Genomic DNA, 18,753 nt, shown 5'->3' with positions numbered 1-18,753 from the left:
GATTACTGCTATGAAAATGACAGATAAAATAATAAAGAATTTGTGTTGGAGCGCTCTGCTGCTGTTCTCCTTGTCAGGTATGTTCTCTTGCTCTGATGATGACGATGATGTCCGGATATACAGCGTGTGGAGCAATATGCTCGGTGAAGATGCCAGACAGATAACTTCCGTATATACAGGGACATGGATTCGTCTGGACGGTAGCGGGTTCAGTGGTTTGCGGGCTATTTATTGTAACGGTTTGCAGGTGACGGAATACAATTCCACTTATATGAGTGATTCTCACCTGACGTTCAAGGTTCCTTCCGGTGTTCCGATGGCTCATGAGATAGAGGATGAGTCGGTGAGGAACACAATCAGGATTTTGACTTCTCATGGGGAAGGAGTTTATCGTAATTTCATCTTTAAGGATGTCAACAAGATGCCAAGTGTGACGGATGTGTCTTATACATTACCCGAGGCGGGAGATTTCATCACTATTATGGGTAAGTACCTCAATAGTACTTCTGCCGTTTACTTCCCGGGTAATGACGGAAATGAAGTGCAGGTGCCTTATATTGAAGGCAATGAGGATTTGGTCATATCCGGTGACGGTACGCAGGTAACTGTCAGGGTGCCCGAAGGAGTAGGTGAACGGAGCGGTTCTCTCCGCATAGAAATGGCGGAAATAGGGGATAATTATTACACACCGAATTATATGTTCCATGACAAGGCAATGTTTGTCCATGATTATGACGGAACTTCCGCCTTGAATTACGGAGTAAGTTCCGGTGCGCCAATGAATTGTGCTTATTATCCGGCAGACGCGCCGGAGGCTTCCGAAGTTCCTGCCGGAGCCAAAGCGTATGTCTTTAGTATTCCTGCCGGTGCTCCGGCAACATTTCCGGTAGTTGCGGACAACAATTCGCCTTTTGGATATTTCCGTTTCAATACGGGAAAACAACTGGAATATCTGATTGGTCAGAGCAATGGGGAGTTTGCCAGAGAGACGGATGCCCGTAAAGTTGCTTTGCAGGCCGACATTTATATGAATCACGACTGGAGTACTGGTATCGTAGGGTGGCGTATGAACAAAAACGGCGGAAGAGGCAATGGCGAAAGCGCATGGAATGTGGCTTCGTGGACTAATAACAAGCCGTATAAATTCAACGGGCATTGGAAAACGCTTACTTTCCCGATACATACGAAGTTCGTTACGTTAGGAGAGGCGGCGGATGCCTGGAGTGCGGACAGTGGTATACATTCACTGTTTACCATACTTAACTTTGACATCTTGTCGACCGGACTTACGATGAAAGAGGCTGCCGATTTCCGGATGTTCGTGACCAACTTGCGTCTGGTACCTTATGTGACTCCGGAAGAATAAAGTGTAAACATGAAACAGATTAGATATGAAAACATTTAAATCGATTATACAATCAGGAACAATCACCTGTCTGATAATGACCTTTATTATGGGATTGTTCTCTTGCAGTGATGACAATGAAACGGCAGCGCAATTGTTGCCGCCTGCTATCCTGAAAGTCAGTGTTTGGGATGAAAACTCCGGGGAATGGAAAATTCCTGAAGCAGAAAGTAAAATCCGCATTGGTACTCCTCTCCGCATTGAGGGTACCAACATGGCGCAGACGATTGCCGTCTACATCAACGGTGGTCTTATCTCCGGTTTTCAGGCGGAAGAGAATGCCATAGAACTTGTGATACCGGACATTCCGGTAGATGAAGGGGAGATTAAGGAAGTGAACCTGAATTTGATACGGGTGGTAAATAAGGCGGGTGCCGCTACTTGTACGGCCGAAGATTTCCAGTTCTTCGGCAGGGCAGTCACAGTAACCGGCTTCTCTTTGTCGGAAAATGGCGGAAGAACGTGGACGGCAGTGCAAGAGCTGCCGATAGGCGGTAAGGTACGTATTGAGGGTATCGGGTTGAAAACAGCCAATGAATTGTATATCAATGGTGCTTCCGTTGACTTGACAGGCATTCCTGCCGAAGAAAAGAGCGACGCTTTCTTAATTGTAACTATTCCGGAAACTCTGCCTTTCGGAAGTGCTGTCGGGAATTCGGACAACCGGAATAAGATGCGGCTTGTGACTGCCTATGATGACCGGACGCTGGATTGTATCGTTATAGGCAAACAGGTTGAAATCACTGGTATTACAGATGCAAACGGCAATGTAATTACGGAAGCAGGGCGTAATTCGGTAGTTGTCATCGAAGGAAAATACTTTGCAACTTTCCAAAGACTGGCTTTCAACAATCAGGAAATAGTGCCGACAACGGTAGAAAGTAACCGTATCACTTTCACGGTTCCGGTAGATACGGAAGATTTTACTGTCGGTGGCGGAGAGCTGACTGTTGTAAATGCGTATGACGAAAATGGTGTCAGCCGTGAATTTACTCTTTTGGGGTTTGTCCCCAGTGTGACGGAGATTTCATATACAATGCCTAAACCCGGTAATGTAATCCGGCTTACAGGTGTCAATCTGTATGATAGGGCGAAAATCTTCTTCCCTTCTTCGACAGGTGAAAAGGAAGGTACGATTCAGAGCGTGTCATCGGATGCTACTTCCATGGAGGTACTTGTGCCTGAAGGTGTGGGAGATAAAGCCGGATATATCCGTATAGAGAGTGAAGGTGCGAATGTTGAAGTAAAAGGAATAGTCATGTTCTATAAACAAGGAGTGTTCCTGCAGGAGTTTACGGATGAAGAGTTGAAGTTGGGAGTTTCTTCAGGAAGTCTGACACAGAATAAATCTGCACTATATAACCCGGAGAATCGGCCCATAAACGATACTAACCCAGTGAATCCCGATTACTTTATTTACTTTAAGAATAGCTCTATTCCGGTGAGTACCAATAATCATGGAGCTTATTTAAGGTTCTGTACAAGAGCGCAGATAGAGAAAGTATTGGCAACGAATACGAACCTGACAACAGAGACTTTGATTAAAGACATCGCTATGCAGTTAGATGTGTATATGCCTGCACCTTGGATAAGTGGAATGTTGGCATGGCGTATAGATAAAGATGCAGGCAGTGTGAATGGCTCTCGTGTTTTGAATGTGGCTCCATGGACTGTGGGGAATTCGTTTGATTTTGGTGGCGAATGGCACACTCTTACCTATAAGTTTACAGATCTTGTATTGGCTACCGGTGAGGCGGAAACTATGACTTTGGGAGTTTGGTTAGGTAAATATGGAATGACAGCTAAGGACGTGGCTAAGATAGCTACCTCTTTGTTTACTTTCGTTAATGGTAATTGCATGTATAGAAGTGGTCAGACCGCAGATCCTCAATGGAACTGTGTTCCTATCACTGACTTTGAAATGGGACTTGCCAATATGCGCCTTGTCCCTCTTGCACCTATTGAATTTGAATAAAAAAGAATCACATGAGAGTATCAATGAAGAAAATCATATTTGTGTTTTGTCTGTTCGCCGCAATAGCGGCGAACGCAAAAGAAGAGCCCGTCCAACTTTTCCCCCGGACGTACGGTTACTTCTCCAAAGGGGATAGCGAAACGTGTACGATTACTTATAATCATGCCTACGGGCAGTACGGTTGGAAGAATACTAAGAATATGGATCTTTCTGCTTATAACTATATTGTATTGGAGATAGAACCGACAGATTCTCGTGTAGAAGTTCATGTCCTTTATGATGGTGCTGAAAAGAGTACCCGCATAGGGGAAATAGATGCCGGAAAAACAAAAGCTGTTTGCGAATTTAATAATATGCATAAGGTGAAGGCCATTTACATGGCTAAATCAAAGGTTGGCGTAACTAAGATTGTCAGGTTTGTATTAACAGATGAGATTGATTAAAGTGTTTAGTTCTTGAAATAAAAAGCTGATAAGAAGATTGTTGGAAGGATTCCTTTAAAGAAATAACCCTCGCTACGGAAGTAATTCTGTAGCGGGGGTTAATTTTTGTGTATAATTTTTCTTATTTACTTTCTCTCTTATTCTTCGATTCGTTCATAAACAGGTAGGATTTCTTGTATCCGCCGTAGTCTACAACCAGCTTTTCGAGTACGATACCCGGGTCAAGTGGTTTGAAGGTTAGTGTCTGTATTCCGTCTGATGTATCCGGTACATTCAGTTTGGCTTTTTTCTCGACAACGCGTCGTGCTACTGTCGGATAATATATGCTATACACATTTTCGGGAAGCTCGTTCAAGTTGTGATTGAAGTTGATAGTCTGCTCTTTGGCACCTTCGAATCCGATACTATATTCGTGTCCTTTACGGTCATGGAATGCAAGGGTCGATTTAACTATTACATGGACAGTTGCCTTTTTGATTTCTTTCGGCAGTTTTATTTTGTAGGAGATGGAAGCACCGTCGGTTGGCTGTGTGTAGGGCATCAGTGCCATGCCGCTCAGAGTGCGTCCCATATAAGGAATCACAGTCCATTCCGTGCCGGATGCCGGTTGGGCGGTGTAATAATGTTCGGCTTCAATGGCTACATATCCGTTCTGTCCTGTAAATACAAATCCGCCGACAGCTTTTTCCGGGTTTTTGATACGGAAAATCTCCGGCAACGTATCAGCAGGGAAATTGTCGTTCCATGATGTATAGCCGATATGTTTCTGAATCATCATGTTCTTCCATTTGCCGCCGGACATGACGTTGTTGTAATCATCACTCAACGCTTTGTCCCGTGCAAAAGCCTGCTCCACTTTGTCCGCCCATTCGTTAGCTTGCGGATTGTTTTCTTTATACAGTTTATGGTTCATGGCCTGTGCGTAATACATTTCATACAAATTTGCCATTGCCTGAACGGGGAAGAGAATCAACTGCTTGTAGGCATCCTTATATTCCGGTTTCAGTGAGAGGTATTGTCTCAAGGCTTCCGCTTCCAGCTTCAAGTACTCGTCGGATACTTGTTTCCATTCACCTGTTTCCAGATTATAAGTTTTACGGTCGAGCATTTCTCCCGTTACGCGTCCGTTGTATTTGCTATACAGGTTTAAGATACGTGCTGCTTCGTCTGCCTGGTCTTCGCCAAACTGTTGTGCGCAGAAACGGCGGGGATGATCCAATAAATTGGAAACGTTGAACTGCTTGGGATTCCACGCCATATCCATAAAAAGAGTAATGGGATATTCCATTGGTTTGAGGTCGCCTACGTTCAGTATCCATAACTTCTCTACACCGTAGTCATAGGTAAGTTGAAGCTGTTCCCACATATTTTGTATAGGAGTGACATTCAGCCATTTGGAATTTCTTGGAGCACCTACATAATCTACATGGTAATACATACCCCAACCACCCGGATGTTTGCGTTCCTTGGCGTTTGGCAGGCGGCATACGTTCCCCCAGTTGTCATCACATAGCAACATGATTACGTCATCGGGTACGCGCATTCCCTTGTCATAATAATCCAGCACTTCCTTGTATAATGCCCATAGTTGGGGAGTCTCTTTGGCAGGACGTTTGGTGACTTCTTCAATAATCTTCCGTTGGTTTTTGACTACATTTTCCAGAAGTTTCACATTGGTGCTTTTACTCATGGCTGCGTCACCGTCTCCGCGCATGCCGATAGTCACAATGTCTTCCGTTCCCTGCATGCGTTCGATACCTTCACGGAAGAACTGGTCGATAACCTTTTTATTGGTGGAGTAGTCCCATGCGCCATATTCTTTGCGTTTACGTGACCATTCCTGATGGTTGCGTGCCATCGGTTCGTGGTGGGACGTACCGATAATAACTCCCATCTCACTTGCAGTCTTGCTGTTCAGCGGGTCGTCCTGATAGAAAGCCCAACTCCACATGGCAGGCCAGAGGTAATTGCCTTTCAGGCGTAGTATCAGTTCGCAGACTTGTGCATAGAAGCGGTGGTCGCCATAATTGGTGCCGTAAGTATGTTTCACCCATCTGGTGAGGCATGGCGCTTCATCGTTCAGGAAGATACCCCGATAGGTTACGGCCGGTTCTCCGTCCGAATACTGCCCCGGTTTGATATACACATTCTGTTGTTTCTTGACAGGAACATCTGCCCACCAATACCAGGGGGATACTCCCATTTGTTCGGAGAGTTCATAGATACCGTAGATAGTACCGCGTCGGTCACTGCCGATGATAACCACTGCTTCTTCCACTCCCTTGCATGGATTGGAGATGACTTGCAGGATGTATTTTTCGTTTTTTCCACTCAGTTCCTTCGGGTTGATTTTGCCGGTAGCCATCAGTTTCTTAATAAAAGGAGTGTTGATAGTACCTGCGATGATACATCGGCCGGAACTTGCACTTGTCAGAAGCTCGGGTTTCGTTCCGCATACTTGCAGTATGTCTTGCCGGAGATTGCCGGCAGCTGTCATTACCCCTTTGTCTTCGGAAGGGTCTACATATATCGGACAAGGAACCCCATTGGAGATTAACGGGAAATGATTTCCTGCCGGTGTGAATACTACGAACTGTTCAGCGGCAAATGCCGCTATACTCACAAAGGAGAGATACAGGACTAAAAATAATTTTTTCATGGTTTCAATAACTTGATAAGTTGTTAATTATTTATCTTACTTTTCACTGCAACAGAGTCTTTGCCTGTTCAATGTTATGACGCAAAGGTATCTGATGTTTATAAGAACGGGCTTTTCATATGTTACAATTGTTTATACGGTTGATACCGGTAAACTTTTTCCCGAAGTTTTTCTTTCGTAAGATAAATAAGAAGGCTGCAAACTGTTTCGTTTACAGAAGAAATCTTTTTGATTTTGTATCAAACTCTTTTTGTCTTGTATACCAGGGGCGGCATTATGAATGCTGATATGCGTCAATAGCCTTCTTTACCGAGCCATGCAGCAATAACAGCTTTTGCGCATGTTCGTAGTCCAGACCCAGTTCTTCCATAATCATCCGTGTTCCTCTTTCCACTAACTTCTGATTGCTCAACTGCATATTCACCATCTTATTTCCTTTCACCCGTCCGAGTTGAATCATCACCGAAGTACTGATCATATTCAGAATCATTTTCTGTCCGGTGCCGGATTTCATGCGCGAACTTCCCGTCACATATTCCGGCCCGACAATCATTTCGATGGCTACATCGGCTTCTGCCGCCATCGGAGAATCGGGATTACTGGTGATACAACCAGTCAGGATGCCATGCTTGCGGGCTTCCCGTAGAGCACCGATTACATAAGGCGTAGTGCCGGAAGCCGCTATGCCGATAACGGTATCCTTATCGTTGATATGATACCCGGTAAGTTCTTCCCATCCCCGGTTCATATCGTCTTCGGCGCCTTCCACCGGATTGCGCAGGGCAGTATCTCCACCTGCTATCAGTCCGATAATCCACGTAGGCGGCATGCCGAATGTCGGCGGTATCTCCGAAGCATCCAGTACGCCCAGGCGACCGCTTGTGCCTGCACCCATATAGAAGATGCGTCCGCCCTGTTTCATACGGGGGACAATCAGGTTGACAAGTTGCTCGATTTGTGGAATGGCTTTCTGTACGGCCAGTGCCACTTTCTGATCTTCACGGTTGATGTCTTCTAATATTTCTCGTACAGGCTTCTTTTCTAAATCGTCGTAGAGGGATGATTGTTCGGTTATCTGCATTGGGATGATTACAAATATCTGATTATAAGTTACTAAGAATAAACTATAATTGGTCGCACGGAACAGTGTGATACCGGATTAACCCTTCCATCGGGCTTTGGAGAATCTTACCGATGCTGACGCCCGTTTCCTGTGCGGCTTCCTGCAATATCTCCCTGTAACAATAAGCTACCGAACCGATGAAATGTGCCGGATACTGTGCATAGTCATATTGCATCACATTTCTTCGTAGGAAAGCGATGAAACTGTTGAGGACTAACCGGCGGATGCCAGGCTCTTCCAAATGCTGCGCGATGAAAGGAGAAAGGCTTGCCAAAAAACGGTTCGGGAAAGGTTGACGGTAGACCCGGTCGATGATTTCGGGAGCTGTCAGGTCGAATTGTTTGAGGAATGCTTCCTTTACGGCAGGGGAGAGTTGGTTTTTCAGGATATCACCTACTAACAATTTTCCCAGCACTGCGCCGCTTCCTTCGTCGCCTAAGATAAATCCCAGTGGTGAGACGTTGTTGACAATTTCTTTTCCATTGTAAAAGCAGGAGTTGGAACCTGTTCCGAGGATACAGACAATACCTGCCTCGTGTCCGCATAGCCCGCGGGCAGCAGCCAACATATCCGAATAGGCTTTGATGTTGCCGACAATGGGTAAACTGTCGGCAATCGCCCGCCGGATGACGGGGGCTTTTTCGGGTGTACAGCCTGCACCGTAGAAATAGACGGAGTTAATCGTTCCTTCCGGTAGTTGCGGCAGGAGTGAATGGGCCAGTTCCTGTTGAACTTCTTCTTCCGATTGGAAGAAAGGGTTGAGCCCTTTCGTTCCGATTCGTTTGATAGGTGTGTCGTTGAGTACGACACACCAGTCGGTCTTGGTAGAACCGCTATCTGCAATCAGTATCATATCTTGATGTATATTTTCTTTTTATATAATATATATCCTATTGCCCAGTTGAGCAGGACGAATAGTATGGCATAAGCAAGGGAGCCCCCTTCATTCCCGAAAACGGGTTGTAGGACATTGGTATAAAAGGCCTGCTGCAAGGAAGTGCTTTCTCCCTGGCAAGTGACGGTTATGACGCCTAGCAGGATGGCGAGAACATCTGCCAGTACATAGATAAAGAGTGGATTCACTCCGAAAGACTCGAAAAAACGGCTCCATTTCTTGTATCCTTTTATGTCGATTATCCAAACAAGCAAAGCCAGCAGACTGGAACCTAGTCCGCAAGTGACCAGGACAAAAGTCGGTGACCATATCTTTTTGTTGAACGGGCAGCCGTAGCTGAGCAGGAAACCTGCGAAAGTGAGGATAGTTCCGATAAGGAAGAGCCGCTCTAGTTTTTCGCGGATATCTTTTACTTCCATCAATAGTTTGCCGACGCAGAAACCTATCAGTACGTGTGCGATGGAAGGAATAGTGCTGAGAAGCCCTTCTGGGTCGATGTGGTTGTCCTGATACATGTGTGCGTCTCCAAGGATGCTGCGGTCTACAATGGAAAGAATGTTTGTTTCATTGTAGGCGAATCCGTTGCCGGTGATGAGGATGATAAAGTAGCCTGCTAATAATACAAAAATCAGATAAGGTATATACTTGTGTTTGATAAGCAAAGCGATTAATGCGGACGCTCCGTAGCAAAGGGCAAGTCGCTGCATCACTCCCAAAACCCGGATTTGGGCAAAGGGGAGCGGGTCGTGATGGTAGCAAAGCAAGGCAAACCAGTTGATGGCAATGCCGATAAGGAAGATGACGATGGTTCTTTTGATAATCTTCAGGGCAGCGGGGGTACTGAACGTGAAGTTATACTTTCTGAGTGAGATGTAGGTAGAGATTCCCATGATAAACATGAAGAAAGGGAAAACCAGGTCTGTGGGGGTAAGACCGTTCCATTGAGCATGTTTAAGAGGAGAATATACGTATCCCCAAGACCCCGGATTATTTACCAGAATCATTCCTGCGATGGTAATGCCCCGCATTACATCGAGTGCCAACAGGCGTTTGTTACTTGTTACATTCATGACTGTTACTTGTTAATGTGTTAAGTTATTAAGTAAATTGTTTATTGTTTCTTTCCAAAAGAATCATCCAACCGGTTGCGAATCATTAATGAAGCGATAATGCCGGGTATGGTACAAATACATACCCAGATAAAGAAGCTGGTGTAACTGGTGTGTTCCTGTATCCAGCCTGCGGGCATTCCCGGAATCATCATGCCCAGTGCCATAAATCCCGTTCCGATAGCATAATGGGCAGTCTTGTGCTCGCCTTCCGCAATATAAATCAGATAAAGCATATAAGCTGTGAAGCCGAAGCCGTAGCCCAGTTGCTCGATAGCTACACAGATGGCTATAAACAGGGGATTATCCGGAGTGGTGGCAGCCATCCATACGTATAAAATATCCGGCAGGTTGATGGCTAGTGCCATGGGGAGTATCCATTTCCTGAATCCGTCTCGTGAAACAAGGAAGCCGCTGATAATTCCACCGACTAGCAGGGCTATGACACCTATCGTGCCGTAAATCATGCCGACTGTTGCCGTAGATAATCCCAGTCCGCCTTTATCCGTAGTATCGAGCAGGAAAGGAGAGGCTATTTTGGTTAATTGCGACTCTCCCAAACGGTAGGTGAGCAGGAAGAAGAACATAAGTCCCAAATGCTTTTTTTTGAAGAAAGTGACGAAAGTCAGGAGAAAATCTTCCAATAACTTTCCCGGTGTCAGTCCGGGGCGTTTGACATCAGAACTGGGGCGGGGCAGAATAAAGCGATGGTATAGGGTAAGCGCAAGAAATAATCCTGCCATAAAGTAAAATGTGATGCTCCATGCCAAAGGAATGTTGTTTTGCGATGTCTCCAACCATCCTGCCAGCATCACAAGAATACCTTGACCGAAAATATTGGCGAGCCGGTAGAATGTATTTCGGATACCTACAAAGAAAGATTGCTCTTTGTTGTTGAGCCCGAGCATATAGAAACCGTCCGCTGCTATGTCATGCGTAGCCGAACTGAACGCCAACAGCCAGAAAAAGGCAAGGGTGAATTGCACATAGTGGGGCGTAGGAATAAAAAAGGCTATTCCTGCAAATCCGGCAGCAATGAGTCCTTGCATGGCGATAACCCAGGCACGCTTCGTTTTAACCAAATCGACGAAAGGACTCCACAAAGGCTTGATAGTCCAGGGGAGATAAAGCCAGGAAGTATATAAGGCTATTTCCGTATTGGATAATCCCAGGCGCTTGTACATGATGACGGCAATAGTCATTACCGCTACATAGGGCAGCCCTTCTGCAAAGTAGAGGGTTGGAATCCAGCTCCAGGGATTTTTGTTTATGGTTGGCGTTGTCATGGTATCAGTCTGATTTTATTTATATTGTCTCTCAATCATACTACCGGGGTAGTAGTGAGATAGTATCTCTTCGTATTTATAACCTTGTTCTCCCATTACGGCAGCACCAATCTGGCAAAGCCCTACTCCATGTCCCCATCCGGCACCGGTGAGGATAAAGCGGGAAGGGATTTCTTGCTCTTTTTCTTTGTATTTTCTATCTTCTTCTTTGTATTCCTTATCCACAACGAAGGCTGAACTGTAGAGATGAGAGGTCGATAACGTACGGCGTATTTCCAGTTCTTTTCCGATGGTGAGTGTGCGTAGCGTGCCTACTATCTTCAGTCGGACGAGACGACCGGACGTTCCTCTTTCTACGGGAATTAAATCTATAATCTTCCCGAAATCAATGCCCGAGCGTTTGTGAATCAGTTCGGACAGTTCTTCTTGGGAATAGCTTACCTTCCAACGATAGAAGTCCGCAGTCTCCTGGTCGTAGTTATTTAAAACCTGACTGAGAATCTTCTTGTCCTGTGTGTTGCAGAATGCGACGGGCGAAGTGCGTATCCATTTGTCGGCTTCGGCTTCTATGGTCAGGTCAGGAAGTTTGTTTGTAGTTTGGCTGTCCCGTTGTCCGATAAGATAGGGATGCCTTACATTCTCCCAGCAGTTCTGGAATTCTTCAAAAGCGCCGCCGCAACATTTGGAGAAGCGGGCGTCACAAATCTTTCCTTCGTACATAAGTGTTTCACCCCGTGTAGCGGAAACAGCCTCAATAGCCCGTGACGTTGAGGCACGTGTGATTCCTTGATAACGCTGGCAATGGTCGTCGGCACATACATCAAAGTTCTTGTGGGCTTCATGGTCATACCATTTGATAAGTTGAGAGTGGGCTGCGTTATCCGGCTGCACAGTAACTCCCAATTCTCCATTCTCAACTCTCAATTTATTCAACAGCCAGCTTCGGGAAATAACCGCATGTGCTTTCAGGAGTTCCAAAGAAGCCGTTACGCTCATTTCTGATGAAATCACGCTGGTGAGATAATCTTCGATGGAAATTATATTGATGGCGGTCAGCTTGTCGTCTTCAACGATAATCTTCAATTCACCTTTGAATCTCTGAACTTCTTTACGTTCCCAATGGAAATTGATACCGATGGTTACGTCCTGCAATTCAAAAAAAGAAGACGTAGTTTGTTGGGGAGTGAAGGACAATTCATCATATTCTTTTTCCTGCCAATAGATTTTCCCTTTTCGATAAACGGCTTGCTGTATTCCGGAGATTGCTATTCCATCAGAAGAAATGAATTCATCCGGGAAAGAGAATTGAATCTCTTTCCCGGAAAGAATACCAACTGCTATTTGAGGCTCTGTCATAAGGCGGCTTTAATGCGTTCTGCTATTTCTTGTAGTTTTTCTTTAGATATCGATACTTCCTGATAGATGTCATATACCTTTTCAGGAGTCAGTTTCTCCATATCCTCTTCACGTACTATAGGGAATATGCCGTTCATTTCAGCAATAGCAGGACTGATGAGAATTTGTTCGTCTCCTTTTGCGAAATAGCAGTCAGGACGGTGTTTGCTGCGTAAGAAGATGCAGCATTTGTAAGGGTATCTGGTTGCGGCTTCAAGTTCGTCTTCGTAGTTATCTCCAAAAAAATCTTTGGTGCGTTCCAAGCCATACCAGGCAAGAATATTCATCATGGGTTCCTTGCCGTTACTATCAGCGGATAGAATGTCGTATATCAAATAGAAGATCTTTACCATTGTTTCCTTACTATCCGCTTGAACATTGATTAAGCTGGCCGGTGCGCATACATAATTTATTTGTAACTGATCGTCGTCTATTAAATCCGTACAATCGTTGGAGAGATCGTAAGAAATTCCAGCCATATATTCTTCTTTTGTACAGGCTTGAAAATGGGCATGATCGGGAGCGGAAGCACCGCATTCCGGCCCGTTATACATGAGGAAGTATTCTCTCATGATATCGGTGAATTCTATCATGTCATCAAAATATCCTGCTATGGATTGTGGGCGGTGCTCTTTGTCCGCGATGGTGAAGTGGTGTTCAAATACGGGGTAGGGGTTGACCAGTATCTGATAATTCTTATAGCTGAGGAATTCTTGTTCTTGCGGACGGTTTTTCTGGCAGAGGAAACAAGGTCGTGAGTGAACAGAGGCAGCATCTGTTTGTGCCGTAGCCGAAAGAATACGTTTCGGGTTAAGGAACGCACCTGCTTCTATGAGGGTCTTACCTATCCATTTGGAGAGATCTCTTTTTTGCTTTTTATATTGTTCCAATGTCCGATAATTCTCTTTGGCAAGTTCCCATGAAAGGGTCTGCTTTTGGAATAACTGTTCGATTTCCTGCTGAAAATTCTCTAATGTCGTTTTTTGTTGCAGGATGCGCTGTTCCAATTCCCACGTACGGAGCCGGTCTTTGTATAGATTATTCCGGTTGACTTTCTCAACAGGCAACGCGGCATCCGAATTACCTTCCCAACGGCGGCAGAGGTAAACGACATCATACACCCGCCCGATTTGATAGTCGTGTGAGATTCTCAGGCCGAGTGCATAGTCCTCTCCGTAACTTGTGTTCGGCACATTGATTTCCCGAAGAATTGGAGTATAAAAAGCTCTCGGTGCTCCCAGACCATTAATGCGCAAGGCGTTATTCCGTCCGTTATCGGGTGTCCATTCTTTATGGTCGATGATGCCGGGAGCTATCTCGTTCATGTTGAAGTCCGTCATCATGTAAGTGCCGATAACCATCGCGCAATTCTGTTCATAGAAAGCATTAACCATAATTTGCAGCGCATGTTCGTCTTTATACACGTCGTCGCTATCCAGTTGGACGGCAAACTTTCCGCATTTCTCGTGATGGATACCTACATTCCAACATCCACCTATACCGAGGTCATCTCTTTCGGGAATGACGTGAATCAGCCGCTTGTCCGAACTAAGTTCACGTAGAGCTTCACTGGTTCCGTCTGTCGAATGGTTGTCGATGACAATGACATTGAACGGAAAGGTCGTTTGCTGGTTCAGTGCCGAGCATACGGCATCTTTGATTGTGCGAATACGGTTGCGTACAGGTATAATAACAGAAGCTTCATATTCAAAAGTATGGGAAGAGAAGTCTACGGGACAGAAGTTGGGATAAAGATATCCGCCAATCTCCTTCAAATGGTTGGTGCATGCCTGTTCCATTTCAATCTGTACCTGGCGGTTTTTAGGGTCTACATAATCGAACTGCTTCTCACCGCTTTTCCGCTTGTCGCTTTCTACTTCGGTATATAGATATTCGTTGATATGTACCAGTCTGCTCTTTTGGGATGTTTTAAGTCTCAAATCATACAAGCCTGCATATTGATATTCCTCTTCCGTATCTTTTATCGCTTCCTTGAATGTGTTGGCATTGAACAGTAATACCGAACCGAAATCGAAATCATCTCGTAGGCTACCGGGTTGATAGTCAATGACCGGAGCAGGTTTTAGCACACCGTCCATTTGTTGGTAATGGTCTGCATAGACCATGCCTGCTTGGGTCATTTCCATGACTTGAACTATTCTTTCAAGAGCGAACATGCCTAGTCGCAGCGCAGTACGTTTGGTGTAAACTAAAGTATATGCTTTATCAGAATGTTCTGCAATAGCCCGCATCGCTTGTGTCGATTGCATTTTCTCTACGGAGATGAGTTCACATCCGGGGATGCAGACATTGGTAATCGGTGATGCCAATAAATAAATCTTGTCTACCAGTGTCGATGCCCGTAACTCCTTAACCGTCTGCATCGTTTCTTCCAACCTGCTGAAAGGAAGAAAACAGTTGATTGTTGTTTTCATTATTTTATTTCTTGTTTTGTAGTATGAGTTGTGAAAGATGTTTCTTTGTCTTGTCTTTTGATGAACAAACAAAGTCCGAGGAATGTGAACAGGGCATTGATAATCAACAACTCGTAACTGATTTGGTAACCGTTAAACCACGCTTCCGAATTTCTTTGCAGGATATAGCAAAGGACAGGAGAAGCAATAGCTACCAACGGAATATATTTATCATAAACTTGTTTCTTAGTGAAAATACCGAAGGCAAATAGTCCTAAGATAGGGCCATACGTATAACTGGCCAACGTATAGATAGCATCAATCACACTGGTATTGTTCAGCAGATTGAAAACGAAAATGACCGCCCCCATAACGACTGCCATGCCAATGTGTACATGCTTGCGAATCTTGCTAAGTGCCGCGTCCCCTTCTTTCTGTGCATGTAGGATGTCTACGGTAAAGGAAGTGGTCAGTGCTGTCAAGGCAGATCCTGCCGCTGAATAGGCGGAAGCTATCAGCCCGATAATGAACAATATCCCGACTATGCCGGGAAAATAATCTCCGGTGGCGACCATCGGAAATAGCTCGTCGCTTTTTCCTGGATTCTCAATACCTTGCTGCGTTGTAAAAGTATAAAGCAATACTCCCAACATCAGGAAAAGCAGAATGACAAAGAACTGGGAAATTCCGCTTGTAATCATATTCTTCTGTGAATCCCGGAAATTTTTGCAGCTTAGGTTGCGCTGCATCATATCCTGGTCGAGCCCGTTCATGGCAATGACGGTGAATATCCCCGCGAGGAATTGCTTGAAGAAATACCGCTTGTCATTGACATCATCAAAAAAGAATGTCTTGGAGAAGTCACTGTCCGAAATCGTAGTGACCAGACCGTTGAAATTCAGATGCAGACTGGAAGCGATATAATAGATACAAAGGACGACAGAAACTACCAGACAGAATGTTTTCAGGACATCTGTCCATATCAATGACTTCACCCCGCCGCGGAATGTATAGAGCCATACGATAAATACGGTTAGGATAACATTCAGCAAGAACGGGAGATGAAAAGGTTCGAAGATAAGCAGTTGCAATGTCAGGCAAACGAGAAAGAGCCGGACGGCTGCCCCCAACATCTTTGAAATAAAGAAGAACCATGCGCCCGTCTTATAGGATGAACTTCCGAACCTGTTTTCCAGATATTCGTAAATGGAAACTAAATTCATGCGGTAAAAGAGAGGAACGAGCACAAACGCTATGATAATCTGTCCGACAATAAATCCCAGTACCATTTGCAGATAAGAAAAGCTGCTTGCCTGCACCATACCCGGAACGGAAACAAAAGTAACTCCGGAAATCGTGGAACCGATCATGGCAAAGGCTACTATATACCAAGCTGATTTACGATTCCCTACAAAGAATCCTTCATTGTCGGCTTTGCGTCCTGCTATATAAGAAATAGTGAACAGGATTATAAAGTATGCCACAATAGTAATAGATATGACGGCTGGGCTCATTATCTGCTGTTTAAATTCGTTTGGAGATAAAATATCTTGAATTATGTAGCAAATATAGCTGTTTTCGATGATATAATCCAATAAACAGATGTAATAAAGAGCATTCTTCCTCTATACAAATTATCAGCCAGTGTTTTTTCTCAACCATTCTCACCCCTATGAGAAAAAATACTCATACTTATGAGAAAATTTTCTCATAGGTATGAGTATTTTTTCTCGTAAGAGTGAGAATAACCCCTCGCCAGAGCATGCTGACAAGGGGATTATGTGGAACTCAAATGGATTATTGTTTCTTGTAAAGAAGGTATTTCTTGGATGCACCGGCATAGATGCCAGTATTTTCAAAATCACATAGGATGCTTCGGGTATCTTTGGAAACCTTGGGAATACATACATCTACTTTGACACACGACTGGCTTTGTGCAGGGTCGGCAATATGCAATTCCGCATTGTCCTGATGGGTGTTTTTGAGCATTAGTGTACATGCTTTGTCCACCTTTACGGTAATCTCCTTATGAGTGAAAGTTCCTTTCCTATAAAATACCATTTGCCAGATATTCAGCTTTTTGTGTCTTACAATCTGCATCGAATCCGTATTGACTAGGATTTCAACAGGATTCTTTTTATTGTATGTGTCCATCTGCCGGGCGGAAGTTATCCCCGGTATTATGATATATGCATAGGTGGCGTTGTGAGGAGTAGTTCCGTGGTCAAATCCAAGAGTGAAGACTTCCCGGTGTTGCATCTCTTTCGATTCGGTATGGTTAATGTCATACCATGAGCCTGCTTGTTGCTCATTGTTCAGGTATATCCGCCCGCCTTGCGGAAAAATATATCCGATTCCGTTATGTAAAGTCCAGTCGGGAGAATCGTAGGAAAATTCTCCTTTCTTTATAGCTGTTTGTTTCTTGTTCTGTGATACTAGTATATTCTTGTCGTTCAGCAGGCATTGGTTGATTGTAGTGTATATAGGCGCGTGAGAAGTAGAATTGATTCCTGCTCCTAAACATACCACTTCATTATCGAAGAAGAACCATGCTTTTTTAGCACCGGTATTGACTCCTGCATAGTTATCTGTGTAGGAGTAGGCGGATACTCCGTAGATACTGTCGGATACACCGCCGGCAAAAGTCGATGTTCCCCTGGTCTGCCAGTCGCTTGCAGCCATCGGAATCGTAGCCAGTTGCGGAGCGGTTGTTCCGGGGATTCTGCACCAGTTCCATACAGGAAGGATATTAACGTATTCGTCTCCTTGTGTTGCTATATTGGTGCATCCGTCCGACAGGAAATAAGTCTTTAAGTTTTCTCCGTTACCGTATTCGCAACGCATGGTGCGGGTGGATACCATGCGGACATCGAAAGTATATCCGGGACGTACGTGCAGGGTATAATCTCCCCGGAAATAATGTGTGTGCAGTGGTTGCAACTTGTAACTGGCAGGCTGCTCACCTTTCAGACGTGCGATGATGGCCTTATATTCGTCGGCATGTTCCGGATCGAGAACAATCATTCGTTCGGCAAACAGTGCAGTGGCACTTTTGTCGGTTATATCTTTCCGGCTTATACCTCTGCCGAGTACGTCGAAGAGCATATGTTGGCCACGAATGGTCTGGTAATAAGTCCCGCGCATGAATTTGCTCAGAATCCGTATCTTTTCGGCATCCAACGCATATCGGGTTCCTTGCGTGTACATGGCTACCTGTGTGGTTCCTTTCAGAATTTCATCGCCGTATCCGCCGATATAAAGCTGTACCCCATGTTGAAAGTAAGAGTTGTCATGTTGGAAACCTTCTTTGACTGTGTATTCTATCGGGCTGTAAGCATTTTCGAGAGCCGTTTTCAAGTCGGTTTCGTTCTTTTCCAGACAGGCACGGTAAATCCAGTGAAGCGCAATGTCTGTCCGGTTGGCACCCGTCCATTTGGCAGGATCTCCGCCATCTTTACGTATGCGTTGCAAGGTTTTGGTTTCCAGTGCTGCCGGTATCTGTTTTTGACCGGTACGCATCTGTATAAGCAATATGCCGATTTTCTGTGGTTCGGCAATTTGGTTGTACCACCAGTTGTTACAGTGCGGATTGCGTTCATACCAATATTCCAGTCCTTTCACTATCTTATTATAGATATCTTCACTCTGATAGTAGGCGTTCTGCGGATTGGTATAGGCAAAAGCAAAATCATACAGTCGGTTTATGTGGATGAGAGGCTCCCAATTGGTGCGGTCGCGGCGGCTGTAGTCTACGTCGGTAAAACAGCCTTTGTCGGAGTTGTATTTGTTTAAAGCCTCGCCAATAAGTGGATTTTGTGCAAAATCTTTTCTTATTTTCTCCATTAGAGTTTCAAATTCATCATGATTGGAGATAACTTGCTTGTTGACTGTATTCTTATTGCTATCAGCTATGACAGGTGCAGACGTACACAAGATTAAAAGTAATATTCCGATAATGCGGCAAATAAGTTTCATGCTGGTTTTATTTTAAATGGTTGTATCAAGTCATTGCGGGACAAAGATATGGAAAACTATTGAATGAAAAAACA

Annotated in this window: 12 protein-coding genes; 3 read left to right on the top strand and 9 right to left on the bottom strand. The window is 44.7% G+C overall.

Going from position 1 to position 18,753, the window contains the following annotated elements:
* The first annotated feature begins 10 nt into the window (after positions 1–10).
* Genes AB5443_RS12075 through AB5443_RS12065 form a run of 3 tightly spaced genes read left to right on the top strand, consistent with a single transcriptional unit; the run spans position 11 to position 3,823 of the window.
* Positions 11–1,366 (top strand): glycan-binding surface protein, encoded by a 1,356-nt coding sequence (locus AB5443_RS12075; RefSeq protein ID WP_022137190.1) that lies wholly within the window; start codon positions 11–13, stop codon positions 1,364–1,366.
* A 25-nt stretch (positions 1,367–1,391) separates the two neighbouring features.
* Positions 1,392–3,380, top strand: coding sequence for a glycan-binding surface protein (locus AB5443_RS12070; RefSeq protein WP_277132639.1), 1,989 nt, complete (start codon positions 1,392–1,394; stop codon positions 3,378–3,380).
* A gap of 11 nt (positions 3,381–3,391) precedes the next feature.
* Positions 3,392–3,823: a hypothetical protein gene (locus AB5443_RS12065; RefSeq protein WP_277132637.1), complete on the top strand. Its 432-nt coding sequence runs from the start codon at positions 3,392–3,394 to the stop codon at positions 3,821–3,823.
* Positions 3,824–3,944: 121 nt separating this feature from the next.
* On the opposite strand, the gene AB5443_RS12060 is transcribed toward AB5443_RS12065, so the two are convergent.
* The 9 genes from AB5443_RS12060 to AB5443_RS12020 form a co-directional block, all read right to left on the bottom strand.
* A complete protein-coding gene (locus AB5443_RS12060) occupies positions 3,945–6,482 on the bottom strand; it encodes a glycosyl hydrolase 115 family protein (RefSeq protein WP_277132635.1) in 2,538 nt (845 codons plus the stop codon).
* 274 nt (positions 6,483–6,756) lie between these two features.
* Entirely contained in the window at positions 6,757–7,563 is an 807-nt protein-coding gene (gene murQ / locus AB5443_RS12055; RefSeq protein WP_022137194.1) for an N-acetylmuramic acid 6-phosphate etherase, read from the bottom strand.
* Positions 7,564–7,606: 43 nt separating this feature from the next.
* The gene (locus tag AB5443_RS12050; protein WP_277132633.1) at positions 7,607–8,458 is read right to left on the bottom strand and encodes an ATPase; all 852 of its coding nucleotides are present in this window, start codon (positions 8,456–8,458) and stop codon (positions 7,607–7,609) included.
* On the bottom strand, positions 8,455–9,570 hold the full coding sequence (locus tag AB5443_RS12045; RefSeq protein ID WP_277132631.1) for an acyltransferase family protein: 1,116 nt from the start codon (positions 9,568–9,570) through the stop codon (positions 8,455–8,457). Before AB5443_RS12045 ends, AB5443_RS12050 begins: the two co-directional genes overlap by 4 nt.
* Before the next feature lie 41 nt (positions 9,571–9,611).
* Positions 9,612–10,895: an MFS transporter gene (locus AB5443_RS12040; protein WP_022137197.1), complete on the bottom strand. Its 1,284-nt coding sequence runs from the start codon at positions 10,893–10,895 to the stop codon at positions 9,612–9,614.
* Between the two features lie 15 nt (positions 10,896–10,910).
* Positions 10,911–12,251 carry a SpoIID/LytB domain-containing protein gene (locus AB5443_RS12035; RefSeq protein WP_277132628.1) on the bottom strand — a complete coding sequence of 447 codons (1,341 nt, stop codon included), beginning with the start codon at positions 12,249–12,251 and terminating at the stop codon, positions 10,911–10,913.
* Complete coding sequence (locus AB5443_RS12030; RefSeq protein WP_277132626.1) at positions 12,248–14,725, bottom strand: DUF4922 domain-containing protein; 2,478 nt, start codon at positions 14,723–14,725, stop codon at positions 12,248–12,250. The genes AB5443_RS12035 and AB5443_RS12030 overlap by 4 nt, the downstream gene beginning before the upstream one ends.
* Positions 14,725–16,218, bottom strand: coding sequence for a sodium:solute symporter (locus AB5443_RS12025; protein ID WP_277132623.1), 1,494 nt, complete (start codon positions 16,216–16,218; stop codon positions 14,725–14,727). The genes AB5443_RS12030 and AB5443_RS12025 overlap by 1 nt, the downstream gene beginning before the upstream one ends.
* Before the next feature lie 283 nt (positions 16,219–16,501).
* A complete protein-coding gene (locus tag AB5443_RS12020; protein WP_277132621.1) occupies positions 16,502–18,679 on the bottom strand; it encodes a polysaccharide lyase 8 family protein in 2,178 nt (725 codons plus the stop codon).
* Positions 18,680–18,753: the final 74 nt, after the last annotated feature.

Origin of the sequence: Bacteroides sp. RTP21281st1_H5_RTP21281_210402 (assembly GCF_040918965.1) — a bacterium.
Classification (GTDB): domain Bacteria; phylum Bacteroidota; class Bacteroidia; order Bacteroidales; family Bacteroidaceae; genus Bacteroides; species Bacteroides congonensis.
The sequence above is the reverse complement of the archived record's forward strand: the minus strand, read 5'-3'. Positions and strand labels throughout refer to the sequence as shown.